The following is a 24,992-nucleotide window of genomic DNA, read 5'->3' on the forward strand; positions in this document are numbered from 1 at the left end:
AAGATGATGGTGGGAAGCCGCAAAAACGAGCTGAAGGCGCTGTTCGGCGGAGGTCTGGCCTCGGCGCCTGCAAAGCCGTCCGTGACGCCGTCCGATGCCGCGGAAGGCAAGGAGACGCCCGTTCCACGCTCGGCTTCCGGCGCCATCAAGGCCATGGGACTGTCGCTTGGCTCTATCGCCAAGGATGCCGAGGAGGCGCGTGCGCTTCGCCAGGCACTGAATGACGGCGAGCGCATTCTCTCGGTGCCGACCGACCGGATCGAAGCATCATTCGTCGAGGATCGCCTGCAGATCGCCGATCATGACGACGAAGACTTCCTGGCACTGGTGGACAGCATGCGCGACAGCGGCCAGCAGGTGCCGGTGCTGCTGCGTCCTCACCCGACTGCCGAGGGTCACTATCAGACCGCCTATGGTCACCGCCGCATACGGGCGGCCTCGCGCCTCGGCATTCCGATCAAGGCGGTTGTGCGTCCGCTTTCGGATGACGAGCTGGTGCTGGCGCAGGGCAAGGAAAATGCCGAGCGTCGCAATCTGTCGTTTATCGAGCGCGCCATCTTTGCCCGCAATCTTGCCGGCCGCGGCTTTGAACGCAAGGTCATCGGCGAAGCGCTATCCGTCCAGAAGAGTGAACTGTCGCGCCTGATGCAGGTCGTTGACGCGGTTCCCGAGCGGTACATCCGGGTTATCGGTGCAGCGCCGAAGGCGGGTCGCGATCGGTGGATGAAGCTCGGCGAACTGCTGCAGCGGGAGGATCGGCGCGGCGAAGCCGATGCCGTGACGGCGAAGCCGGATTTCCTCAGGGCCGATAGCGACGGCCGATTTTTGATGCTGTTCGATCGGCTGTCGCAGGCGCCGAAAGCCGCATTACCGAAAGCCTTCGACGTGAAGGACGCTCGCGGTCGGCCATTCGCCCGCATGCGGCGCGATGGGCGCACCGCCCGCATCGATTTCTCGGCCGAGGTCGATCCCGCCTTCCTAGACGAGGCGGCAGAGGTTCTCGCCGATCACTACAACAGGTTCCTGGCGTCCCGAAAGACCGGCTGAGCGGCGGCGGGATCAAGCCCGCGCGGGACGACGGATAGGCCTTCGGGCCACTGCATCTAACTGACGCTCGAAAGGAAACACGAGAGCAAGAAAAAAGGCCCCCAAAACGTCACCATTTCGGAAGCCCTCTTCTATGTAGCAATTCGAGAGAATCACTTCCAAGGTCGAAAGTCAAGAGTCGGCGGCATTTTTGCCGATCCCGAAGCTGCGTTCTGACGCCTGATGGCTGCCGTCGAAGGACCTGCTTGCCTCCGAACGGAGACGACCATGGTCGACAGACTGGCAACGACGCCATTCGGCGGCGCGCCTTTGCGCGCGAAAAATTTTGTCCGCATGCGGGATGCAGAACGCCACCAGGAGCGGCTGCGCAACGGCGAAGGCGGCAATGAAACCGGTACGGCGGAGAAGTGGCAGTTGATCCGCGCCCTGACCGAAGCCCGCGATATCTATGGTCTCTCCGACCGTTCGATCGCGGTGCTCGAAGCGCTGACCAGCTTTCATCAGGATCGTCGGCTGGACGGCAAATCACCGATCATCGTCTTTCCCTCCAACGCAGAACTCTCGATCCGCTGCCGTGGAATGTCGCCCGCAACGCTGCGGCGGCATCTCGCCGCTTTGGTCGATGCCGGGTTCATCTTCCGCCGCGACAGTGCCAACGGCAAGCGCTACGCGCAGAGGAATGACAGCGGGCTTGTCGAGAACGCCTTCGGCTTCGATCTGGCACCGCTTGCCTTGCGCGCAGCAGAGATCTTCACGCAAGCGGACGCGGAGCGGGAGAGGGCGCGACAGGTAGCGAGAATTCGTGCCGAGATGACGCTGCATCTCAGGGACGTCGCAAAGACGATCGAGGCGGCACTGCACGAAAACCGCACGGGAGACTGGGAGGACTTTTCTCTCAGGCTGGTGGCTCTTTCAGGAAGAATACCGCGTGTTGCCGACGCCTCCTTGCTGAAGCAGCGGGCCGATGCGCTCCTGTGCCTGCGTGCGGAGGTTGAGGCAGCCTACCTAAATAGTCTTTCCGAAGAAGAAATGAGCGCCAATGAGTCCGCTTCTGAGCGCCATATTCAGAATTCAAATACAGACCTAAATTCTGAATTAAACGGCATTGACCCAAATACCCGGCCGGCCGCCAGCGCGGATGAACCTTCCCCTCGGCGCAGTTCATCGATCGGGCTGAAGCAGTTCCTTTCCTGCTGCCCGCAACTCAAGGATTACGCCCGTGACGGCATCAAATCCTGGAAGGATGTTGTGGCGACGGCGGATCTCGTCCGCTCAATGCTCGGGATCAGTCCGAGTGCCTGGGCGGAGGCGCGCAAGGCGATGGGCGAAATCGACTCCGCGATCGTCGTTGCGGCCATACTCGAACGCGCCGAAGATATCCGCTCCCCTGGCGGTTACCTGCGCGATCTGACCCGCAAGGCGGAAAAAGGCAGGTTCTCCGTTCAGCCCATGTTGAAGGCGCTGAAGGCGTGACGCGGGTTGCGCTCCGGTTCGGAGGTTGCACTCCAGGGGTCGGGCATGTCGCGACGCCTGGCTCGCGCCATGCCCGGCGGTTCAGAACCTGAAGGGTTGGCGAGAAACATTTGCATGGCAGTTTGCGAGCGGGCGTGCCAGTTCTTTGGCACGCGGCGGAGAGTATGTTAGAGGTTGCTTCGTCCAATCTCGTTGCCAGCGCCGCAGGATGCATGCTCTCTTTCGATGTCCGTCGTCACCCGGAATGCTCGCATTCATGCCGCTGCCGCACGACTTGCGACATCTGCGGATATCTACGGCGACTGCCGGATCGAATTTCTTGCAGGGACGTTTACATTTGCTACCCGGCATCTATTCTCAGCTGGGTATTCGTTTCTTTCCGTCAACCAAACCGCGGGTTTAGCTGGCATTTCTCGCTTGCAGACAATCTTGCCATTGGAGCCGCCCTTTGAATCCAACGGATCAGGATCTCGAAGCTTGCGCCAGCGAGCCCATCCGCATCCCGGCCGCAATCCAGCCGCATGGCGCGCTGTTCGTGTTGCGCCCGGAGGACTGGGTGGTCGTGCAGGCTAGTGCCAATCTGCGTTGCCACCTTGGTGAAATGGTCAGGCTCTCCGCTAGGCCGGAAGGCGAGATCGCCAATCATCTGGACGCGATCTCCAACTGGTATCGAAGCGACGAGGCATTCTTCCAGACATCGCTCGCGGGCGTGCAGATGACGATGATCGCCCACCGATCCGGCGGATCGGTCGTTGTCGAGGTCGAACCGGCCGATCCGCGTCCGCTGGACCAGGTGTTCGCTTCAATGCGCAGCTTTGCGCAGCGGCTGGCCAGCCAGCCGGATATCCCGTCCTCGCTGGATACGTCGGCGCAGTTCGTTCAGCGGCTGACCGGGTTCGATCGCGTCCTTGTCTACAGGTTCGACACGTCCTGGAACGGTCAGGTGGTGGCCGAAGCCGGCAATGGCAACCTGCCCTCCTATCTCGACCTCCGCTTTCCGAGCGGTGATATCCCCGCCCAGGCCCGGGCGCTCTATGCGACCAATCGCCTGCGCATCATTCCCGACGCAGATTACATGCCAGTGCCGATCGAGCCGTCAGACGATCCGGTGACCGGCGCACCCCTCGATCTCGGCTTCGCGCAGCTGCGCAGCGTTTCGCCCGTGCATCTGGAATACATGCGCAACATGGGCACCGGTTCATCGATGTCGGTGTCGATCATGGTGGACGGAAAGCTGTGGGGACTGATTTCCTGCCACAGCGTCAAGTCTCATCTCGTGCCGCATTCCATTCGCGAGGGTTGTGATTTCCTGGCCCAGTCGCTGGCGATGCGAATTTCGGCGCAGGAACGCACGGCGGATGCGGCAAGCCGCGTCGAGCTGGCGCAGGTGACCAGCCGGTTACTGGCGCGGATGTCGTCAGCCGAAGACTGGGTTGATGGTCTGGCTGGCGAGGATGTGCTTCTTCTCTCGCAGGTCAACGCGGCAGGCGCAGTGCTGGTGACCGACAGCGCTTACCGCCCGGTCGGAAATGTGCCGGATGAGGCTTCGGTTCGCGGTATCATCGCCTGGCTGTCGGAGCGCCAGGATCGGGATTTCCACGCAACCGATGCGCTGGCGCTGGAATATGCCCCCGCTGCCTCGTTCTCGCATCTCGCAAGCGGCATTATCGCGATCCGGATCTCTGAACTCTACCCGAACTGGCTGATCTGGTTCCGTCCGGAGGTGGTGCGCACCGTCAAATGGGGCGGCGATCCGCACAAGCTGGTGAAGGAGAGCGGACGCATCCATCCACGCGTGTCTTTCGATGCATGGCGGGAGCTGGTCCGCATGCAGGCCTCGCCCTGGCAGGAGGCGGAACGTGCCGCTGCGCGTGAGCTGCGATCGACGATCGTCGGCGTCGTACTGCGCAAGGCGGAAGAACTCGCCGAGATCAGCAACGAGCTGCAACGGTCCAACCAGGAGCTGGAGGCATTCTCCTACTCCGTATCCCACGATCTGCGGGCGCCGTTCCGTCACATCGTTGGCTTCGCCCAACTGCTGCGGGAGCGGGAGACGTTGCTGGATGAAAAATCGCAGCACTATCTGCAGACGATCTCCGACGCCGCGGTTTCAGCCGGCCGGCTCGTCGACGACCTGCTGCACTTCTCCCAGCTCGGACGGGCGTCCATCACCAACCGTCCGGTCGATATGGACAAGCTGGCTGCCGAGGTCGTGCGGACGATGAAGCTGTCCCATATGGAACGCAGCATCAACTGGTCGGTCGGCAAGCTGCCCGTCGCCAACGGCGATGCGACGCTACTGCGCCAGGTGTGGTTCAACCTTGTTGACAATGCCGTGAAATATACAAGCACGCGCGAGCAGGCGGACATCAGCATTGGCGGCGAACAGGTGGGCGACATGATGCTCTACTGGGTGCGGGATAATGGCGTCGGGTTCGACATGACCTATGTCGGCAAGCTTTTCGGCGTCTTTCAACGGCTGCAGCGGGCTGAAGATTTCGAAGGAACGGGGATCGGTCTGGCTTTGGTGCGCCGGATAGTCGATCGTCACAATGGGAGCATCAAAGCGGAAGGCGAAATCGATCGGGGAGCATGCTTCACCTTCGCCTTGCCGTCAGCTGAAAGGAAAGGCCGCGCTATTGCCTGAATTGCGTCCGATACTACTTGTCGAGGATAGTCCTCGCGACCTTGAACTGACTTTGGCGGCGCTGGAAAAGTGCCAGCTGGCGAACGAGATCATCATCGCCCGCGATGGCGCCGAGGCGATGGAATATCTGACGGCCTCGGGTAGCTTCCACAACAGGCCGCACGGGGATCCGACGGTGGTTTTGCTCGATCTCAAGCTGCCGAAGATGGACGGTCTCGAGGTGCTAGAAAGGGTGAAGAAGAATGAACGGCTGCGACATATCCCCATCGTCATGCTTACGTCTTCACGCGAGGAGCTGGATCTGGTCCGCAGCTACGAACTCGGCGTCAACGCCTTCGTGGTAAAGCCGGTCGAGTTCACGGAATTCTTCAAGGCTATTCAGGATCTCGGTGTCTTCTGGGCACTGCTCAACGAACCGCCACCAGGACAGATACGCAATGGCAAGCTTTGAACATCAGCAGCACCGCGATCCGGCCCGGATTCTGCTGCTGGAAGACAGCAACCTCGACGCTGAACTGATCTGCCAGCATCTGGAGCAGTTGCAGCCGGCGCCCGAGGTGCGGCGCGCCGTCAATCGTGCCGAATTCATCGCGGCGCTCGACGATATCGGCTACGACGTTATCCTTGCCGACTTTTCCCTCCCGGATTTCGATGGAATGGCGGCACTTCAGCTGGCTCACAGCCGTGTTCCGGAGACGCCGTTCATCTTCGTGTCAGGCGTGCTGGGCGAAGAGGCGGCGATCGAGAGTTTTCGGCGCGGTGCGACCGATTATGTGCTGAAGCAGCGGCTGATCCGTCTCGCGGCTGCCGTCGAACGGGCGCTCGCCGAGGCGAACGAGCGTGCGGAACGCCGTCGCGGCGAACTGCACCGCGAGCTTCTGGTGCGTGAACTCAGCCACCGGGTGAAGAACACGATGGCGATGGTCATGTCGATCGTCCGACGGACGGCCCGCAACACCGGCAGTGTCGAGGATTATGTCGAAAACCTGATGGGCCGTCTGCGCGCCATGGCCGATGCGCACGCGCTGCTGTTCGAGACGAACTGGAACCGTGCCAGCCTGATGGATGTCGTGCAGCGGACGCTTGCCGCCAAGGCCCATCATGCAAACCGTGTCGATGTCGCTGCCGGCTCCTATACGCCGTTCGATCCAAAATCGGCTCTCGCCTTCAGCATGGTGTTGAACGAACTCATCACCAACGCCATCAAATATGGATCGCTGAGCAACGACAGCGGCAGGGTGCTCTTGTCCTGGTCGATCGATCAGCGCGAAAACGGCGATGAGATGGTAAACTTCCGCTGGCAGGAGCGCGGCGGTCCGGAGGTTTCGCAACCGGGCATTCAGAGCTTCGGCACGACGCTGATCAAGCGGACGATCGAGTACGAGCTGCTGGGAGAAACCGAGCTGGATTATGCGAAGGAAGGTCTCACCTGCACGATCGCTTTTCCGCTTCGACCGATTGAAGAAGCGGCGCCGGGCGCGTCACTCTCCAGCTTCGGCCTGCATGGGACTGAAGACTTCAGACACTAGCTTCTCGAGACCGACCGGGCTCCAGGGTTTGGGGAGAAGCGGAAGCTCCCCAAGCTTCGAGCGCAGTTCGGGCAGTTCTGCATAGCCGCTGCAGACGACAACCGGCACGTTGTGCCGCTTCAGGCAGTCGATCACCGGAAAAGAGAATTCGCCGTTCAGGTTGAGATCGACGACTGCGCCGACGAGATCGAGCTCGGGGATGGCTTCGAGCGCCTGCGACACCCGGCAGAATGGTCCGACGACCTCAAATCCCAGGTCCGTCAGATGGTCTTCCATGTCCATCGCCAGAAGCATGTCGTCTTCCAGGACCAGGATGGCGGAACGGCGTCCACGCAAGGCTGTATTCACGCACTCATACTCTGTTGATCCAGCTTGATCGGCCAGTCGGTAATTGCCGCTGGCGCCGTCATTTTCAAGTAGCAGTGCGTCCAAACCATGCTTTTTCCAAGCCGGTGAGATCGCTCTGCATCAGGCCCGACCGGCGGTACCGTTGCGGATGGCAGGCTGGGAAGCTGACGTTGTCCGGTAGGAACATTGGCAGGCCTGGCCGGTTCGACCGGATGACGGCCATGACGGCTGGCGTTCTGCAGACGATGTTCCGGAGGCGTCTTGCGAACGCGGATCACGCATGGCGTTGACACGTCAACGCGCCTGAACAACCGGCGCTTTCCCAGGCTTTACGGAAGGAGAACGACATGAACCCAGTCCAGGCAAGCAAGGGCCTCGCATTGGTCACCGGTGCGTCCACAGGCATCGGTTACGAACTCGCCAAGCGCGCCGCTCAGGATGGTTACGATCTGGTGATCGCCGCGGACGAGGCGGAGATCGAGCGCGCTGCCGCCAGCCTCAAGGAATTCGGCGTCCAGGTGCAGGCAATGCAGGTGGATCTTGCGACGACGGAAGGCGTGCAGCGTCTCTCGTCTGCGGTTCGGTCGCTCGGCCGGCCGGTCGATCTTCTGCTCGCAAATGCCGGACGAGGCCTCGGGGAGGGTTTCCTCGACGAGGACCTGGAAGCGGCTCTGCGGGTCGTCAACACCAACGTGTCAGGGACGATCTCGCTCGTTCACGCCATCGGCAACGACATGCGCCGGCGCGGCGAGGGACGTATCCTCCTGACCGGATCGATCGCCGGCTTTATGCCGGGAAGCTTCCAGGCAGTCTACAACGCCACGAAGGCCTTCATCAACAGCTTCTCGTTTGCGCTTCGGGACGAGTTGAAGGGCACGGGCGTCAGCGTCACCTGCCTCATGCCCGGACCGACGGATACCGAGTTCTTCGAACGTGCCGAACTGCAGAACACCTCGGTCGGCCAGATGAAGAAGGACGATCCAGTGATGGTCGCCAAGCTTGGCTATGAGGCGATGATGGATGGCGAAGGCGACGTCGTCACCGGATGGAAAAACAAGCTGCAGTCGGCGCTCGCCAATGTTACGCCGGCAGGCGCTCTCGCGGCGGCACATCGCAAGATGGCTGAGCCGAACGATCACAAGCACTGAACTGTCAGCGAAGTTTGCCGGGCGACAGGAACGTCCGGCTGCTCGCTTGAGCGATGCAATCGGAAAGACCCCGCTGCGCTGACGCGCGACGGGGTCTTTCGTTGGTCATAGGATATGATGTGAGAAGGTCAGCCTAGTCCTTGGCCGGCTCGCCCTTGTCCATTGTCTTGCGATTGTCCTTGGCCAGCTTCTCGTCCTGGCGCTTGAGCTCGCGGTCGATCGTGTCGCGATCGCCTTCGGCAGGCTGCTCCTGAGGTGTGTTGGTGTTGGCTTCCATCGGATCCTCCATGGTATGGAGATCAACCGACAGTCCGACGGAATGTTCCGTGGCTTCAGCTGCGGGCTTAGCCGCCTGCGGGGACCAACGCGACAGGCGCTGGCGAGAGCGACTTCTGGATCCGTCCGCGGCCGACATCGATGACGTGGCGCATGGCGGCGACTGCCTTGTCCGCATCGCGCGAGGCAATGGCGTGAACGATCCGCAGGTGGTTGGTCGCGACCTCCTCGATCATTTCCGGCGAGGCGGCCGGCGATGAAAGCCGGAAGGCGATTGCCAGCGCGGCCTCGATCAGAGCACTTGCCGATCGCATGAACGGATTGCCGGACATCCGGGCGATGGCAAGGTGGAATTCCAGATCGACCTTGGCGATCGTCTCGGGGGAATGAGACGGATCGTCGAACCGCGCGGCGATGGCATAGAGGGCGACGATGTCGTCACTGGTCGCCCTTTCGGCAGCAGCAGCGGCCGCTGCGGGTTCCAGCGCCATCCGCATCTCGGCCAGGTACTCGATGAACACCAAGTCGACGCCGGCATCGCAGCGCCAGCCCAAGACGTCCGGATCGAAGAAGTTCCAGCTCGAGCGCGGCAGCACGCGCGTGCCGACCTTGGCCTTGGCCTCGATCAGGCGCTTTGCCGCCAGCGTCTTCATCGCCTCGCGCAGAACCGTGCGTGATACACTGAAGCGCTGCGAAAGCTCGGCATCACCTGGCAGAATGGAGCCCTCGGGGATGGCCCCGGAGACGATGGCATTACCGAGTTCAGCCACCACATGCGCATGGCTGCTGCCGCGCTTGCGTCCTGCGATGGTGGTCTCGAGAAGTCCCACTTATGTTCCCCTTGCCGCACGCGCCATGGCGCGTGCTTTCGAATACCAGATGATACCGCGCTGCAGGGCAATGAATACGAACAACAGGATGCCGATGACGATTTTCGTCCACCATGACGAGAGCGTGCCATCGAAGACGATGTAGGTCTGGATCAATCCCTGGATCAGGATGCCGACCAGCGTGCCGGCGACGAGACCGGATCCGCCTGTCAGCAGGGTCCCGCCGATAACGACCGCGGCGATCGCATCGAGCTCGATGCCGACGGTGGCTAGCGAATAGCCCGAGGATGTGTAGAGCGTGTAGGCGATACCCGACAGACCGGACAGAAATCCGGACAGCGCATAGATCGCGACCGTGGTTCGGCCGACGGCGACGCCCATCAGTTCGGCAGACTGGATGTTGCCGCCGAGTGCGTAGACGTTGGAGCCGAAGCGCGTGCGGCTGGCGATGATGCCGCCGACGGCAAACACCAGAAGCATCAGCATGGCCATTGCGGTCAGGCGTCCGCCGCCCGGAAGGCGGATGAAGGTCGCCTGGATGGCATCGATGAACGGATGCGAGATCGGTACGGATTCCGTCGAGACCAGATAGGCAGCGCCGCGGGCGAGGAACATGCCGGCGAGCGTGACGACGAAGGGGGGGATCGCCAGGAACCGGATCATCAGTCCCATCACCGCGCCGAAGGCCGTCGACAGGCAGAGCACCAGGATGAACGCCGTCAGCGGGTGGAGCCCGAGCGAACCGACCGCGACAGCGACGAAGACGCTGGTGAAGGCAATCACCGAGCCCACCGACAGATCGATGCCGCCCGACAGGATGACGAAGGTCATGCCGACCGCAGCAATCCCGAGAAAGGCGTTGTCGGTGAGCAGGTTCGCGATCACCCGGGTCGACAGCATGGCGGGAAACTGCGTGGCGCAGAGGGCGAAGGCGAGAATGAAGACGACGAGGGTCGCATAGAAAGGCAGGTTGTGGGACCGGGTCACGAGGTCTTCTCCTCCGTAGGTGCAAGCGCACGGCGTCGCAGGGCCGGCTTCAGGAAGCCGCCCATCGTCGCAAGCGCCGGCGACTGGAGGGTCAGCACGACGATGATGATGCTCGCCTTGATGATCAGGTTGAATTCCGGCGGGAAGCCGGAGACCAGAATGCCGGTGTTGATCGACTGGATGATCAGCGCGCCGATGAGCGACGCGGTGAGCGAGAAGCGACCACCGTTCAGCGAGGTACCGCCGATGACGACCGCGAGGATGGCGTCCAGCTCCAGCCAAAGGCCGGCATTGTTGGCGTCGGCACCACGGATGTCGGCGGTGACGATCAGGCCGGCGACGGCCGCCATGACCCCGGACACGGAGTAGACGAAGAACAGCAGGATCCGGGCGCGGACGCCGGCAAGCGCTGCGGCGCGGCGATTGATCCCGACCGCCTCGATCAGAAATCCGAGCGCCGACTTGCGCACCAGAAGCCCGACCAGCAGGCCCGCGGCGAGCCACAACAGCACCGGGATCGGCACGCCGGCGAACGAGCCGGAGCCGAGAGCGGAGAACTGGTCGTTGTTGAACGTCAGGATGACGCCCTCGGTGATCAGCTGGGCAATACCGCGTCCGGCAACCATCAGGATCAGCGTCGCGATGATCGGCTGGATGTCGAGAAGCGCGACGAGCGTGGCGTTCCAGATGCCGCAGGCAAGCCCGACGGCGAGCGATACCAGGATCACCATCGGCAGGGGATAGCCGTCGGCCACCAGCGAGGCGGCGACTGCGCCGCAGATGGCGATCACGGCGCCGATCGACAGATCGATGCCGCGGGTGGCGATGACCAGCGTCATGCCGATCGTCAGCAGGGCCACCGGTGCAGCGCGCACTAGAACGTCGATGAGGCTGCCGTAGAGACGGCCGTTCTGCATCGAGATCGACAGGAAGCCCGGCGACAGGATCGAGATCGCCGCGATGATGGCGAACAGGGCGATCAGCTGCGGTGCCAGCCGGCGCAACTTGCGGGACAGGTAGTCGAGCATCAGGCGGCCTCCGTCCGGCTCGGATCAGCGATCGCGTGCATGATGTTGTCGGCGGTGATCTCGCTGCCGCGCAGTTCAGCCACGTGCTGGCGGTCGGCGAGCACGATGACCCGGTGGGCGACAGCCGTCAGTTCCTCCAGTTCGGAGGAGATGACGACAAGGGCCATGCCCTGCTCGCACAGGCGCTCGATCATCTTTAGGATTTCCGCATGCGCGCCGATATCGATGCCGCGGGTCGGTTCGTCGAGGATCAGCAGCCGCGGGTCTGTGGCGAGCCAGCGGGCGAGGATCGCCTTCTGCTGGTTGCCGCCGGACAGGAACTTGATCGGCCGTGACGCATCGGCAGGACGGATGTCGAGCGACTGGATGAACTCAGCCGCCAGCGTCTTCTGGTGGCTCTGCGACAACGGGCGGTACCAGCCGGCCCGCGCCTGCAGCGCAAGCGCAATGTTTTCGGCAACCGAAAAGTCGCCGATGATGCCGTCGGTCTTGCGCTCTTCCGGACAAAAGCCGAAGCGCTGGGCGATGGCTGCCTCCGGGGAGGTGAGCGAGACGGTCTTGCCGTCGACCACGGCGCGGCCGCTGTCAGCCTGGTCGATGCCGAACATCAGGAAGGCGGTTTCGGTGCGGCCCGAGCCGAGCAGACCGGCGATGCCGACGACTTCGCCCGGCTGGATGGCCAGATCGAAGGGTGCGACGCTGCCGCGTTTTCCAAAGCCCTCGAAACGAAATGCTGCCTCGCCGACCGGCACGGACGTATCTGCGGCACCATGCGTTTCGTGCGTGAGGTTCTGCAGCTCGCGGCCGAGCATCATCGAGATGAGCTCCATGCGCGGCAGGTCCGCCAGCGGGCGGCTTCCGACCAGCCGGCCGTTGCGCAACACGGTCGCGCGATCGGCCACTGCGTAGACCTGGTTGAGGAAATGGGTGATGATAATGATGCCGAGGCCTTCGTCGCGGAGCTGGCGCAGCACCCGGAACAGCATCTCGACCTCATGATTGTCGAGGCTTGCCGTCGGTTCGTCGAGTACGAGCACCTTGCCCGACAGGTCGACGGCGCGGGCGATGGCGATGATCTGGCGGATGGCGACCGAATAGCTCGACAGCAGCGCATCGACGTCGATCGTCAGGCCGTAGCGGGACAGGAGGTTCTGCGCCTGGCGCCGCATCGCGCGGCGGTCGACCAGCCCGAAACGGCGCGGCTGGCGGCCGAGGAAGAGGTTTTCCGCCACCGACAGGTTTTCCAGCAGATTGACCTCCTGGTAAACGGTGCCGATGCCGAGGTTCTGCGCCTGCGCCACGTCGGTGGGGAAGATCTCCTCGCCGTCCAGGCAAACAATCCCCTGATCGCGGCGATAGACACCGGTCAGGATCTTGATCAGCGTCGACTTGCCGGCGCCGTTCTCACCAAGCAGAGCGTGGATCTCGCCGCGCTGGAGCGTGAAATCGACGTTCTCCAGCGCCACGTTTCCGAGGAAGCTCTTGCCGATGGCGCGAGCCTCCAGAAGGGGGGGACGATCTGACATTCAATGACTTCCGCGAAAAGCTTGCTGCATGGCGCCCGAAGGGGAGCTGCAGGACCGGTGCGGGGAGGGCCGCCTGCCCGCAGGCGGGCGACATCCCGAACTGGCAGAGGCCGGCAGCGCAGTGGCCCTGCCGGCCTGTACCGATGAGCGGACCGGAACGATCAGTAACCGAGACCCTTCTTCGCCTCGTAGACCTTCATCGGGTCATCGCTGGCGGTGTAGAGCTTGGACTCGGTCTGGATCCACTTCTTCGGTTCCTTCTTGTCCTTCAGGTAAGCTTCGAGGACGTCGAAGGCCGGACCCGCCATGTTCGGCGTCAGTTCGACGGTTGCATTGGCCTCACCTGCCGCCATGGCCTTGAAGATATCCGGAACCGCATCGATCGAGACGATCTTGATGTCGGTGCCGGGCTTCAATCCGGCTTCCTTGATCGCCTGGATGGCGCCGACAGCCATGTCGTCATTGTGCGCATACACGGCGCAGATGCCCTTGCCGCCGCCTTCGGCCTTGATGAAGCTTTCCATGACTTCCTTGCCCTTGGTGCGGGTGAAGTCGCCGGTCTGCGAGCGGGTGATCTTGATGTTGGCATGCGATGCAATGGCCTGCTCGAAGCCCTTCTTGCGGTTGATCGCAGGCGAGGAGCCGGTGGTGCCCTGAAGCTCGACCACCTTGCAGTCCTTGGCGCCGACATCCTTGACCAGCCAGTCGCCGGCAACCTTGCCTTCGTGGACCTGGTCGGAGGTGACGGCCGTCAGGTACAGGCTGTCGGGAGCCTCGATCTGCCGGTCAAGCAGGATGACCGGGATGTTCTCCTCCTTGGCTTCCTTGAGCACGGCATCCCAGCCGGTGGCGACGACCGGTGCGATCAGGATCGCATCGACGCCCTGGGCGATGAAGCCGCGCACCGCCTTGATCTGGTTTTCCTGCTTCTGCTGCGCATCGGCGAATTTCAGCGTAACACCGCGTTTTTCCGCTTCCTGCTTGGTCACGGTGGTTTCCGCCGCACGCCAGCCCGATTCCGAGCCGATCTGCGAAAATCCGACAGTCAGAGACTGCGCGGAGACGCTGGAAGCCAAAGAAAGTGTGAGGGCGACGCCAAGCGTCGAAAGTGCCAGTCTCATCATATCCTCCCAGAGATGAATTCAGCAAAGAACGATCTAGAGAGATCATATAATAATACTTTTGAAAAGCCTGAAATTCGCAAAAATTTCCGTGTTTCGGCCACGGCATTTGGTTAAATCGATGTAAATGGGCGTCTGGACGCATTAATGTTGCGCCGCAGCAAGGTTATGACGCTGCGCACAAAGCCACTGATCCCGCTTGACAACAGGGCGCCTGCACAAATAGTCATATTAATGAGCCAAGGCGTCAGGCGCCGGGAGGAAACCGCGGCTCATGCCGCGGAATGAATAAGAGTAGGCTTTGCAATGTTGAGACTTTTGCAGGTGTCCGTCGACGGACAGGTGCGCGTAGTGGCTTGGGACGGCGAGGGGGAGGCCAGGATCGTCGAGGGAGTGTCCTCGACCTATGAACTGGCACAGAAGGCGATTGCCGCCAACAAGAGTTTTGCCGATTTCATATCCGGCCAGCCAGTAGGCCCGGCCGTCGATCTGGCTTTGGCCGCGCGCGAAGACCGTCTGCGCTTGCCGGTCGAACATGCCGATCCAGCACATTTCATCGTCGCCGGCACGGGCCTGACGCATCTCGGATCGGCCGACGGCCGCGACAAGATGCACAAGGCAGCCCAGTCTGCCGAGAAGCCGACGGACTCGATGCGCATGTTCCTGATGGGCGTCGAGGGCGGCAAGCCGAAGCCCGGCGAAGCCGGCGTTCAGCCGGAATGGTTCTACAAGGGCGACGGCTCGCAGCTGAAGTCCACGGGTGAAGACCTGGTCTCGCCGGCGTTTGCACTGGATGGCGGCGAAGAGCCGGAGCTGGCGGCGATCTACCTGATCGGCCCCGACGGGACGCCCTTCCGCCTCGGCTTCTGTCTCGCCAACGAGTTCTCCGACCACGTGACCGAAAAGGGTAACTACCTCTGGCTCGCGCATTCCAAGCTGCGCCAGGCGTCGCTTGGACCGGAACTGCTGGTGGGCGAGCTTCCGAGCCATGTCGAGGGAACGTCCCGCATCCGGCGCGGTGAAAAGGTGATCTTCGAAAAGCCCTTCCTGTCGGGCGAAGCGAACATGTCGCACACCATCGCCAATCTCGAATACCACAATTTCAAGTACGATCTCTTCCGCCGTCCGGGCGATCTGCACGTGCATTTCTTCGGCACGGCGACGTTGTCGTTCTCCGAGGGCATAAAGACCGAGCCGGGCGACCAGTTCGAGATCTCGGCTGCACCTTTTGGGTTGACACTTGTCAACCGGCTGGCCGTGGCGGCTGAGTCGCCTGTTGCCATCCGGGCTCTGTGAGGCGTCATGGCTGACATTCGTCTCGCAATCGTAGGCCTCGGCAAGATCGCCCGCGATCAGCATCTGGGTGCGATCGACGCCATCGATGGTGTCTCGCTGGTTGCCGTCGCCAGCCGCAATGCCGGTCTGGACGGAGTGCGCTGTTTCACCGAAATCGACGAGCTGCTGGCCTCGGATGTCGAGGTCGACGCGGTGTCGCTGTGCACGCCGCCGCAAGGTCGTTTCGCCCAGGCGCGCGCCGCCCTTCTGGCCGGCAAGCACGTGATGCTGGAAAAGCCGCCTGGCGCCACGCTTGCCGAAGTCTTTGCGCTGGAACAGTTGGCGTTACAACAGGGCGTGACCCTGCACGCCACATGGCATTCGCGTGAAGCCGCAGCTGTCGAGCCCGCGCGTCAGCTGCTCGCAACGCGGCGCATCCGTTCGGTCCACGTCGAATGGAAGGAAGATGTCCGCCACTGGCATCCGGGGCAGGCATGGATCTGGGAACCGGGCGGTCTCGGTGTCTTCGATCCCGGTATCAACGCGCTGTCGATCGTCACGCGAATCATGCCCGAGGCGTTCCACCTCGTGTCGTCCGAGCTGTCGTTCCCGCAGAACCGCGCCGCACCGATCGCTGCAGATCTCGCCTTCGAAACGGCATCCGGCCTGCCGGTGACCGCGTCATTCGACTGGCGCCAGACCGGGCCGCAGACCTGGGACATCCGGATCGAAACCGAGGAAGGATCGATCGTCCTGACCCACGGCGGAAGCCGTCTGTTCGTCGACGGAGCGGCGCAAATCGTCGAGGAGGACCGCGAATACCGCAACCTCTACCGGCAGTTCGTCGAGCTGGTCGCGGCCGGGCGTTCCGATACGGATTTTTCGCCGCTGGTGCATGTGGCGGATGCGTTTATGCTGGGCAAGCGACACGCGGTCGACGCTTTTGAGGATTGACCGCTTCATGCGGATGTCCGTTTCACGCGCTTAACGAGAAGAAGACAATGTCAAACTCTGAAAATTTCCCGTCGACCGAGATCGCCGAAACCGATGCCAAGCGCGGTCAGGTGAACAAGTTGCGTTCGCGCGCCTGGTTCGACAATCCGGACAATGCCGACATGACGGCGCTCTACCTTGAGCGCTACATGAACTTCGGCCTCAGCCAGGCCGAACTGCAGAGCGATCGTCCGATCATCGGAATCGCCCAGACCGGTTCCGATCTTTCGCCGTGCAACCGTCACCATCTCGAGCTGGCACATCGCCTGCGCGAAGGCATCCGCGAAGCTGGTGGCATCGCCATCGAATTTCCGGTCCATCCGATCCAGGAAACCGGCAAGCGTCCGACGGCCGGTCTCGACCGCAACCTTGCCTATCTCGGCCTCGTCGAAGTTCTCTACGGCTACCCGCTCGACGGCGTCGTGCTGACGATCGGCTGCGACAAGACCACGCCGGCCTGTCTCATGGCGGCGGCCACCGTCAACATTCCGGCCATCGCACTCTCCGTCGGTCCGATGCTGAACGGCTGGTTCCGCGGCGAGCGCACCGGTTCGGGCACCATCGTCTGGAAGGCCCGCGAACTGCTGGCGAAGGGCGAGATCGACTATGCGGGCTTCGTCAAGCTGGTTGCGTCCTCCGCGCCGTCCACCGGCTACTGCAACACCATGGGCACGGCGACGACGATGAACTCGCTTGCCGAAGCGCTCGGCATGCAGCTTCCCGGTTCGGCCGCCATTCCGGCGCCTTACCGCGACCGCCAGGAGATTTCCTACCTGACCGGCCTGCGCATCGTCGAAATGGTGAAGGAGGATCTGAAGCCTTCCGACATCATGACCAAGGATGCCTTCATCAACGCTATCCGCGTCAACTCGGCGATCGGCGGCTCGACGAATGCGCCGATCCACCTCAACGGTCTGGCACGCCATCTCGGCGTCGAACTGACGGTCGACGACTGGCAGACCTACGGCGAAGAGATCCCGCTGCTGGTCAACCTGCAGCCAGCCGGCGAATACCTCGGCGAAGACTACTACCACGCAGGCGGCGTTCCGGCGGTCGTCAACCAGCTCATGAGCAAGGGCCTCATCAACGAGGACGCCATGACGGTCAACGGCAAGACGATCGGCGACAACTGCCGCGGCGCGATCATCGAGGACGACAAGGTCATCCGTCCGTTCGACCAGCCGCTGAAGGCGCATGCCGGCTTCCGCGTCCTGCGCGGCAACCTGTTCTCCTCGGCGATCATGAAGACCAGCGTCATCTCCAAGGAGTTCCGCGACCGGTATCTCTCCAACTCGAACGATCCGGAAGCCTTCGAGGGCACTGCCGTCGTGTTCGATGGTCCGGAAGACTATCACCACCGGATCGACGACCCGTCGCTTGGGATCAACGAAAACTCGGTGCTGTTCATGCGCGGCGCCGGCCCGATCGGCTATCCCGGTGCTGCCGAAGTCGTCAACATGCGCGCTCCGGATTACCTGCTGAACAAGGGCATCACCTCGCTGCCGTGCATCGGTGACGGGCGCCAGTCCGGCACCTCGGGCAGCCCGTCGATCCTCAACGCGTCGCCGGAAGCGGCCGCCGGCGGTGGCCTGGCGCTGCTGAAGACCGGCGACCGCGTTCGGATCGACGTGGGTCGCGGCGAGGCCGACATCCTGATCTCGGATGACGAACTGGCCGCACGTCGTCGCGAATTCGATGCGAATGGCGGCTATGCCTATCCGAAGCACCAGACGCCGTGGCAGGAAATCCAGCGCGGCATCGTCGGGCAGCTGGAATCCGGCGCCGTGCTGGAGCCGGCGGTCAAGTATCAGCGGATCGCCCAGACGGAAGGCATTCCGCGCGACAATCACTAAAGGCGCTTGCGGCAGGGATATCCCTGTCACCAATTGCCGGAAGACAGAACGGGATCTGCTCATTGCAGCGGGTCCCGTTTCGGACCAACCAACGGTGGACAGCCTGGCTGTCTACGGGGGATGAAGACGGGCTCGACGTGAGTCCCGCCGTTTAGGAGGAGAATTATTCGATGAAAGCTTTGAAGTATCTCACAACGGTTGCCATGTTCGCAGCCATGGCGTTTGCCGCTCCGGCCGGCGCTGCCGACAAGGGCACCGTCGGCGTTGCCATGCCGACGAAGTCCTCGGCCCGCTGGATCGCCGATGGCGACAACATGGTCAAGGTTCTGGAAGAGCGCGGCTACACCGTCGACCTGCAGTACGCAGAAGACGACATTCCGAACCAGCTCTCGCAGATCGAGAACATGATCACCAAGGGCGCCAAGGTTCTGGTCATCGCGGCCATCGACGGCACCACCCTGTCGGACGTTCTGCAGCAGGCTGCCGACCAGAAGATCCAGGTCATCGCCTATGACCGCCTGATCCGCGACACGCCGAATGTCAGCTACTACGCCACGTTCGACAACTTCCAGGTCGGCGTTCTGCAGGCCACCACGCTCGTCAAGGCTCTCAAGGCCGATACCGAGAAGGGCCCGTTCAACATCGAACTGTTCGGCGGCTCGCCGGACGACAACAACGCCTTCTTCTTCTACAACGGCGCGATGAGCGTTCTGCAGCCGCTGATCGACAAGGGCACGCTCGTCGTCGGATCGGGCCAGACCGGCATGGACAAGGTTTCCACGCTGCGCTGGGACGGTGCAACCGCCCAGGCCCGCATGGACGCCATCCTGTCCGCCTACTACAACGACAAGAAGCTGAACGCTGTTCTGTCGCCTTATGACGGTATCTCGATCGGTATCCTGTCGTCGCTGAAGGGCGTCGGCTACGGTTCTGGCGACATGCCGATGCCGTTCGTTTCCGGTCAGGACGCCGAAGTTCCTTCGGTCAAGTCGATCATCGCCGGCGAACAGTATTCGACGATCTTCAAGGACACCCGCGAACTGGCCAAGGTTACCGTCGACATGGTTGATGCCGTCATGACCGGCAAGGAACCGACCGTCAACGACACCAAGACCTATGACAACGGCAAGAAGGTCGTTCCGTCTTATCTGCTGAAGCCGGTTGCCGTCGACAAGACCAACTGGAAGATGCTGATCGACACCGGTTACTACACCGAAGCACAGATCCAGTAAGATCACACCTCACCGATGCGGCGGCCGGATCGGCCGCCGCATTTTTCCTATCCCATCGGAGATGATGGCATGCTCGCACCCGTGACTGCAGCCGAACCTTCAACGATCCTGGAAATGCGCGGCATTTCCAAATCATTCGGCGCGGTCAAGGCGCTGTCCGACGTCAGCTTCACCGTGCGCGAGGGAGAAATCCACGCGCTGGTCGGAGAGAACGGCGCCGGAAAATCGACCCTCATGAAGGTGCTGTCGGGCGTCTACCCGCATGGCTCCTACGAGGGCTCCATCATTTATGATGGTGAAGAGCGCAGCTTCCGCACCATCAACGATACCGAAGCGCTCGGCATCATCATCATTCACCAGGAACTGGCGCTGATCCCGCTGATGTCGATCGCCGAAAACATCTTTCTCGGCAACGCTCCGTCGCGGTTCGGCGTGATCGATCGCACGGCGGTCTACGAGCGGACCAAGGCGCTGCTGGCGAAGGTTGGCCTGGGCCGCGAGGCGCCCGATACGCTGGTGACCAATCTCGGTGTCGGGAAGCAGCAGCTTGTCGAGATCGCCAAGGCGCTGTCGAAGGACGTGCGCCTGCTGATCCTCGATGAGCCGACGGCCTCGCTGAATGAAACGGACAGCGCGGCACTGCTCGAACTGCTCAAGGAATTCCGCCGCCAGGGCATCACGTCGATCATGATCAGCCACAAGCTGAACGAAATCGCCGAAGTCGCGGATCGCATCACCGTGCTGCGCGACGGTCGCACCGTCGGCACGCTCGATTGCCACGACGGCCCCGTCGACGAAGACGAGATTGTTCGCCGCATGGTGGATCGGGATCTGGAGAGCCGCTACCCGAAGCGCGAGCCGAAGATCGGCGACGTGATCTTCGAGGTGGAAAACTGGTCGGTCTATCACCCGCAGCATACAGATCGTCAGGTGGTGAAGAACGTCTCGATGAAGGTTAGAGCCGGCGAAATCGTCGGCGTGTCGGGCCTGATGGGTGCCGGCCGGACCGAATTCGCGATGAGCGTCTTTGGCCGCTCCTGGGGACGCCATATCACCGGCACTGTGCGCATGCGCGGCAAGGAGGTCGACGTTTCGACCGTCAACCGCGCCATCGAGGCCGGTCTTGCCTATGTGACGGAGGACCGCAAGCATCTCGGCCTGATCCTTGGCGAGGATATCCGCAAGAACATTTCGCTCGCGAACCTGGTCGGCGTTTCCAAGCGCAGCGTCATCGACGACATGTCGGAAATGAAGATCGCCCAGGAATTCCGCACCCGCATGCGGATCCGTAGCCATGACGTTTACCAGGAGACCGGCAAGCTATCCGGCGGCAACCAGCAGAAGGTCGTGCTGTCGAAATGGCTGTTCACCGGCCCGGATCTGCTGATCCTCGATGAGCCGACACGCGGCATCGATGTCGGCGCCAAATATGAAATCTATTCCATCATCAACGAACTCGCGGACGCCGGCAAGGCGGTCGTGGTGATCTCCTCTGAAATGCCCGAGCTGATCGGCATATGCGACCGCATCATGGTCATGCATGAGGGTGAATTTGTCGGCGAAGTAGCCGGTGAAGGCGCCACCCAGGAGAACATCATGCGTGCTATCATGCGCCGCAAGGGGAGAAACGAATGACAACGCCAGAGACCACCGCACCCGCGCCTCAATCGGTTGCAGGCTTCCTGAAAGATAACCTTCGCGACTACGGCATGCTGCTGTCGCTGGTGGTGATCGTCCTGTTCTTCCAGTTCGCCACCGGCGGCATTCTCCTGAAGCCGCTGAACCTGACGAACATCATCCTGCAGAACAGCTACATCGTCATCATGGCGCTCGGCATGCTGTTGATCATCATTACCGGTCATATCGACCTGTCGGTCGGCTCGGTTGCCGGCTTTGTCGGCGCGGTGGCGGCGATGATGATGGTGCAGTACAGCTTCGACTTCGTCACCGCGAGCATCATCTGCCTGATCATCGGCGGCGTGATCGGTGCGGTACAGGGCTACTTCGTCGCGTATCTGAAGATCCCCTCCTTCATCGTGACGCTGGCCGGCATGCTGGTCTTCCGCGGTTTGATGATCGCGGTGCTGAGCGGCCGCTCCATCGGTCCGTTTGACCCGACGTTCCAGAAGCTCTCCTCGGGCTTCATCCCGGAATTCATTTCGGCAGAAGGCGGTCTCTACATCACGTCGCTGATCCTCGGCGTGGCGTTGGCCCTGCTGCTGGTCTGGCAGAACATCCGCAGCCGCGCCCGTCGCCTGTCACACGGCGTCGAGAGTGAGCCCTTCGGCTTCTTCGTCGGAAAGAACATCGTCGTTCTCGCCGCAGTCGGTTACATCGCCTACCTGATCTCGTCGCATCGCGGCATGCCGAACGTGCTGATCATCATGGCACTTCTGATTGTAGGCTATGGTTTCTTCACCAACCGCACGATCATCGGCCGACAGATCTATGCCGTCGGCGGCAATATCCGCGCCGCCGAACTGTCGGGCGTCAAGACCGCGCGTCTGACCTTCTTCACCTTCGTCAACATGGGCGTTCTGGCAGCACTGGGTGGCCTCGTGGTTGCCGCACGCTTGAACAGCGCCACCCCCAAGGCCGGCTCCGGCTTCGAGCTCGACGTCATCGCGGCCTGCTTTATCGGCGGCGCCTCTGCCTATGGCGGTGTCGGCAAAGTGACGGGTGCCGTGATCGGCGCCTTCCTGATGGGTGTGATGAACAACGGCATGTCGATCCTTGGTATCGGCATCGATTACCAGCAGGTGATCAAGGGCCTGGTGCTGCTTGGCGCCGTCTGCGTCGACGTCTACAACCAGCGCCGCTAAACGCAACGCCCACCCATCTTCAAAAGCCGCGGGATCGCAAGGATCCCGCGGCTTTTCGCGTATGTCGACACACATCCATGTCTTGCCAAATGGCAATTCATGACTATGTTGTTGCCGTACGGCAAGAGGGAGATGATGATGCAGTTGCAGCAGATCGTGGAGACGCCGGTTGCGGGCTCCAGCCCCATCATAACCGACGAGGAAGCAGGTGCTCTGGCGCGAACCACCGTCAATCTGTTTCGGGCATGGCAGCTGTCCGATGCTGAAGCCTGCACGCTGCTTGGTGGCATGTCGGCGCGCACCTGGGCACGCTGGAAGGAAGGGATCATCGGTCGCACTGACCGGGACCTGCGTATGCGCATGGCGCATCTCATGGGAATCCACAAAGGGCTGCGATACATCTTCAAGGATGCCGCGCGTGGTTATGCCTGGATCCGCAAGTCAAATGCTGCCTTCGGCGGACAGTCGGCACTCGACATCATGATGCGCGGCGAAATGGCCGATCTCGCGTCCCTTCGGGACTGGCTGAACGCCGAGCGGTCGGCGTGGTAGCCGCAGGTGCCGTTTCGCGAGACGTCCGATGGGCTCAGACGTTCCGCATCATCCGCTCCATCTACCCGCCGATCGACCTGTTCGAGGACATTGCCGATCCGCGCGACTGGGAAGCGCTGCTTTCGGTGGAGGAGAAAACCAACCCTCGCATACGGCTGGCTGTCGGCGATCTCGGAAAAGTGCCCGCCCACAGACGGGTGTCCGGACCGGGATCGAGCCTCTTGATGGCACCGTTCGTCCATTGCTCGACCGACAGGCCGGGCCGATTCACAGATGGCAGCTACGGCATCTATTATGCCGGTGACAGCGAAGAGGTCGCGCTGGCCGAAACCATCCATCATCATCAGGCCTTCATGCGCGCTACCGGTGAAGCCGCCGGATGGACATCCGATTTCCGCGTGTTGGTCGGGACCGTCGACCACAGGCTCGATGATGTGAATGGTGTTCCTGGCGTGCTTGATCCCGACGATTATCGGGCCTCGCAAGAGGAAGGCCGGGTGCGACGCGCCGCCGGAAGCGACGGGCTGTTGTGGAACAGTGTGCGCTGGTCGGGCGGCCAGTGCATCGGTCTCTTCTGGCCGGACGTCATTTCCGTACCGGCTCAAGGGCGCCATTACAGCTACCACTGGGACGGCGACCGGGTGGATTATGTTCGTCAGTACGATACGGGCAAGGTTTTCGCGGTCACCTGACGCTGAAGACGCCGGTCGATCACCCCATGCGCTCCGACGCATAGCTTCCCGGGCTCGGCGGAAAGACGATGGTGCGGTTGCCGTTGATGAATGTCCGCCGGTGGATGTGGGCGTGGATGGCACGCGCCAGCACCTGTGCTTCCACGTCGCGGCCGAGCGATACATAGTCGTCCGGCGATTGGGCATGCGTCACCCGCACCGTATCCTGTTCGATGATCGGGCCTTCGTCGAGGTCGTCCGTGACATAGTGGGCGGTTGCTCCAATCAGCTTCACGCCGCGCTGATAGGCCTGCTTGTAGGGATTGGCGCCCTTGAAGCTCGGCAGGAACGAGTGGTGGATGTTGATGATCTTGCCCGACATTTCGGTGCACATGCGGTCCGACAGGATCTGCATGTAGCGGGCAAGCACGATCAGCTCGGTACCGGTCTGCTCGACCAGGTCCATGATCCGCGCCTCGGCCTGCGGCTTGTTCTCCTTCGTCACCGGAATGTGGTGGAAGGGGATGTCGTGGTTCACCACGACCTTCTGGTAATCGAAATGGTTGGAGACGACGCCGACGATGTCGATCGGCAGGGCGCCGATCTTCCAGCGGTAGAGCAGATCGTTGAGGCAGTGGCCGAAGCGCGACACCATCAGCAGAACCTTCATGCGGCTTGACCCGTCATGGATCTCCGCCTGCATGCCCAACCTTTCCGCGATCGGTTTGAGGCCCTCCGCCAAATCGGCGAGACCAAGACCCGTTTCCGACAGAAAGCTGATGCGCATGAAGAAGCGGCCGGTATCGAGGTCGTCGAATTGCGAGGAATCGACGATGTTGCAGCCGTTCTCCGCAAGATAGCCCGACAGAGCCGCGACGATGCCGCGGGCAGTGGGGCAGGATACGGTCAGCACGTAGTTCTTCATCGTCGGTCTCCAAAGCCCGGACGGGCGAGGCGGGTTGGCGCGGGGCGGTGCCCCTCGAAGTGGGAAGGCAGCTACACCGCAATAGCCGAGGCACGCCGAATATCAAGGTCACATGCAGGATGCGCCGCCTTCTCTCGCAATCGACCTGGGTTGAAGCTTAGAGCCGACGGCGGGCTTTGCCATTCCGGTTGCGCCATCGGCCCGTTCATCTCCGTCGCAGCCGGCCAAAGCATCCTGAGCACCGGGTCACGGTGTTGGAGATCACAGGAAATCGCGCCGGTGACGTTTTGGCGGTGGACAGATCAAAAACGAGCAGCTAGGTCGTAATGATATTACATTACGGACGGCGAGAAGACGCAGAAGATCTAGGTTACGCTTCGCTTGACCAAGCAGCGATGCCACGTTTATCTGGCGCGGATGGTTCCTCACGCCCTCCATGGGGCAAGGGGATTAATAGGGAACTCGGTGCGGCATCTTTTTTAAGCTGCCAATGCCGGGGCTGCCCCCGCAACTGTAAGCGGAGCTGAACATCCTCGTGGCGCGCAAGCGCCATGCCACTGCGCCGAAAGCGCGGGAAGGCAGATGGGACGCGACTACCGTGAGCCAGGAGACCTGCCATCGATCGAAAAGTCCAAAGTCACGGGCGGGGATGCCCGGAACAGGAGTTGACCATGACCTTCTCTCGCATCAGCGAGCGCACTCTCTTGCA

The 24,992-nt window shown here is 62.0% G+C and carries 22 protein-coding genes and 1 riboswitch; of the genes, 14 read left to right on the plus strand and 8 right to left on the minus strand.

Translation table 11 applies throughout. The features are described 5' to 3' along the window. Window positions 1-3: 3 nt before the first annotated feature. The 5 genes from repB (at window position 4) to ACR65N_RS07210 (ending at window position 6,696) form a co-directional block, all read left to right on the plus strand. Window positions 4-1,047, plus strand: a complete 1,044-nt coding sequence (gene repB / locus ACR65N_RS07190) for a plasmid partitioning protein RepB (protein WP_440456389.1) — start codon at window positions 4-6, stop codon at window positions 1,045-1,047. Window positions 1,048-1,314: 267 nt separating this feature from the next. Beyond that, window positions 1,315-2,520 carry a plasmid replication protein RepC gene (gene repC / locus ACR65N_RS07195; protein WP_440456390.1) on the plus strand — a complete coding sequence of 402 codons (1,206 nt, stop codon included), beginning with the start codon at window positions 1,315-1,317 and terminating at the stop codon, window positions 2,518-2,520. Between the two features lie 448 nt (window positions 2,521-2,968). Next, on the plus strand, window positions 2,969-5,167 hold the full coding sequence (locus ACR65N_RS07200; protein ID WP_440456391.1) for an ATP-binding protein: 2,199 nt from the start codon (window positions 2,969-2,971) through the stop codon (window positions 5,165-5,167). Beyond that, window positions 5,160-5,618, plus strand: coding sequence for a response regulator (locus ACR65N_RS07205; protein ID WP_430306824.1), 459 nt, complete (start codon window positions 5,160-5,162; stop codon window positions 5,616-5,618). The genes ACR65N_RS07200 and ACR65N_RS07205 overlap by 8 nt, the downstream gene beginning before the upstream one ends. Further along, entirely contained in the window at window positions 5,605-6,696 is a 1,092-nt protein-coding gene (locus ACR65N_RS07210; RefSeq protein ID WP_440456392.1) for a sensor histidine kinase, read from the plus strand. The genes ACR65N_RS07205 and ACR65N_RS07210 overlap by 14 nt, the downstream gene beginning before the upstream one ends. On the opposite strand, the gene ACR65N_RS07215 is transcribed toward ACR65N_RS07210, so the two are convergent. Then, the gene (locus ACR65N_RS07215; protein ID WP_430306826.1) at window positions 6,649-7,032 is read right to left on the minus strand and encodes a response regulator; all 384 of its coding nucleotides are present in this window, start codon (window positions 7,030-7,032) and stop codon (window positions 6,649-6,651) included. The two genes, ACR65N_RS07210 and ACR65N_RS07215, sit on opposite strands and share 48 nt — an antisense overlap. A 359-nt stretch (window positions 7,033-7,391) precedes the next feature. Between ACR65N_RS07215 and ACR65N_RS07220 the strand changes: the two genes are divergently transcribed. Then, window positions 7,392-8,192, plus strand: a complete 801-nt coding sequence (locus tag ACR65N_RS07220; protein ID WP_440456393.1) for an SDR family NAD(P)-dependent oxidoreductase — start codon at window positions 7,392-7,394, stop codon at window positions 8,190-8,192. A gap of 133 nt (window positions 8,193-8,325) precedes the next feature. Here ACR65N_RS07220 and ACR65N_RS07225 read toward each other — a convergent pair whose 3' ends face one another. From ACR65N_RS07225 to ytfQ, 6 genes are all read right to left on the minus strand, one after another. Next, window positions 8,326-8,469: a hypothetical protein gene (locus ACR65N_RS07225; protein ID WP_440456394.1), complete on the minus strand. Its 144-nt coding sequence runs from the start codon at window positions 8,467-8,469 to the stop codon at window positions 8,326-8,328. Window positions 8,470-8,536: 67 nt separating this feature from the next. Further along, a complete protein-coding gene (locus ACR65N_RS07230; protein ID WP_440456395.1) occupies window positions 8,537-9,298 on the minus strand; it encodes a FadR/GntR family transcriptional regulator in 762 nt (253 codons plus the stop codon). Beyond that, complete coding sequence (yjfF, locus tag ACR65N_RS07235) at window positions 9,299-10,285, minus strand: galactofuranose ABC transporter, permease protein YjfF (protein WP_440456396.1); 987 nt, start codon at window positions 10,283-10,285, stop codon at window positions 9,299-9,301. After that, on the minus strand, window positions 10,282-11,313 hold the full coding sequence (locus ACR65N_RS07240; protein WP_440456397.1) for an ABC transporter permease: 1,032 nt from the start codon (window positions 11,311-11,313) through the stop codon (window positions 10,282-10,284). Before ACR65N_RS07240 ends, yjfF begins: the two co-directional genes overlap by 4 nt. Continuing rightward, the gene (locus tag ACR65N_RS07245; protein ID WP_440456398.1) at window positions 11,313-12,839 is read right to left on the minus strand and encodes a sugar ABC transporter ATP-binding protein; all 1,527 of its coding nucleotides are present in this window, start codon (window positions 12,837-12,839) and stop codon (window positions 11,313-11,315) included. Before ACR65N_RS07245 ends, ACR65N_RS07240 begins: the two co-directional genes overlap by 1 nt. A 161-nt stretch (window positions 12,840-13,000) precedes the next feature. Beyond that, window positions 13,001-13,960, minus strand: a complete 960-nt coding sequence (gene ytfQ / locus ACR65N_RS07250) for a galactofuranose ABC transporter, galactofuranose-binding protein YtfQ (RefSeq protein WP_430306833.1) — start codon at window positions 13,958-13,960, stop codon at window positions 13,001-13,003. Between the two features lie 306 nt (window positions 13,961-14,266). On the opposite strand from ytfQ, the gene araD1 reads away from it, so the two are divergent. The 8 genes from araD1 (at window position 14,267) to ACR65N_RS07290 (ending at window position 23,379) form a co-directional block, all read left to right on the plus strand. Beyond that, window positions 14,267-15,256, plus strand: coding sequence for an AraD1 family protein (gene araD1, locus ACR65N_RS07255; protein WP_440456399.1), 990 nt, complete (start codon window positions 14,267-14,269; stop codon window positions 15,254-15,256). A 6-nt stretch (window positions 15,257-15,262) separates the two neighbouring features. After that, the gene (locus tag ACR65N_RS07260; RefSeq protein WP_440456400.1) at window positions 15,263-16,189 is read left to right on the plus strand and encodes a Gfo/Idh/MocA family protein; all 927 of its coding nucleotides are present in this window, start codon (window positions 15,263-15,265) and stop codon (window positions 16,187-16,189) included. A 47-nt stretch (window positions 16,190-16,236) separates the two neighbouring features. Beyond that, window positions 16,237-18,081 (plus strand): IlvD/Edd family dehydratase, encoded by a 1,845-nt coding sequence (locus ACR65N_RS07265; RefSeq protein ID WP_440456401.1) that lies wholly within the window; start codon window positions 16,237-16,239, stop codon window positions 18,079-18,081. A 170-nt stretch (window positions 18,082-18,251) separates the two neighbouring features. Continuing rightward, on the plus strand, window positions 18,252-19,313 hold the full coding sequence (gene chvE, locus ACR65N_RS07270) for a multiple monosaccharide ABC transporter substrate-binding protein (RefSeq protein ID WP_440456402.1): 1,062 nt from the start codon (window positions 18,252-18,254) through the stop codon (window positions 19,311-19,313). A 69-nt stretch (window positions 19,314-19,382) separates the two neighbouring features. Further along, a complete protein-coding gene (gene mmsA, locus ACR65N_RS07275; RefSeq protein ID WP_440456403.1) occupies window positions 19,383-20,948 on the plus strand; it encodes a multiple monosaccharide ABC transporter ATP-binding protein in 1,566 nt (521 codons plus the stop codon). Next, a complete protein-coding gene (gene mmsB, locus ACR65N_RS07280; RefSeq protein ID WP_440456404.1) occupies window positions 20,945-22,135 on the plus strand; it encodes a multiple monosaccharide ABC transporter permease in 1,191 nt (396 codons plus the stop codon). The genes mmsA and mmsB overlap by 4 nt, the downstream gene beginning before the upstream one ends. A 138-nt stretch (window positions 22,136-22,273) precedes the next feature. After that, the gene (locus tag ACR65N_RS07285) at window positions 22,274-22,687 is read left to right on the plus strand and encodes an antitoxin Xre-like helix-turn-helix domain-containing protein (RefSeq protein WP_440456405.1); all 414 of its coding nucleotides are present in this window, start codon (window positions 22,274-22,276) and stop codon (window positions 22,685-22,687) included. Next, a complete protein-coding gene (locus ACR65N_RS07290; protein WP_440456406.1) occupies window positions 22,681-23,379 on the plus strand; it encodes an RES family NAD+ phosphorylase in 699 nt (232 codons plus the stop codon). The genes ACR65N_RS07285 and ACR65N_RS07290 overlap by 7 nt, the downstream gene beginning before the upstream one ends. Before the next feature lie 19 nt (window positions 23,380-23,398). Here the strand turns inward: ACR65N_RS07290 and purU are convergent, their stop codons facing one another. After that, window positions 23,399-24,283, minus strand: a complete 885-nt coding sequence (gene purU / locus ACR65N_RS07295; protein WP_440456407.1) for a formyltetrahydrofolate deformylase — start codon at window positions 24,281-24,283, stop codon at window positions 23,399-23,401. Between the two features lie 401 nt (window positions 24,284-24,684). Further along, window positions 24,685-24,917, plus strand: a riboswitch (cobalamin riboswitch). Window positions 24,918-24,992: the final 75 nt, after the last annotated feature.

It is taken from the genome of Rhizobium sp. SAFR-030 (assembly GCF_059415005.1).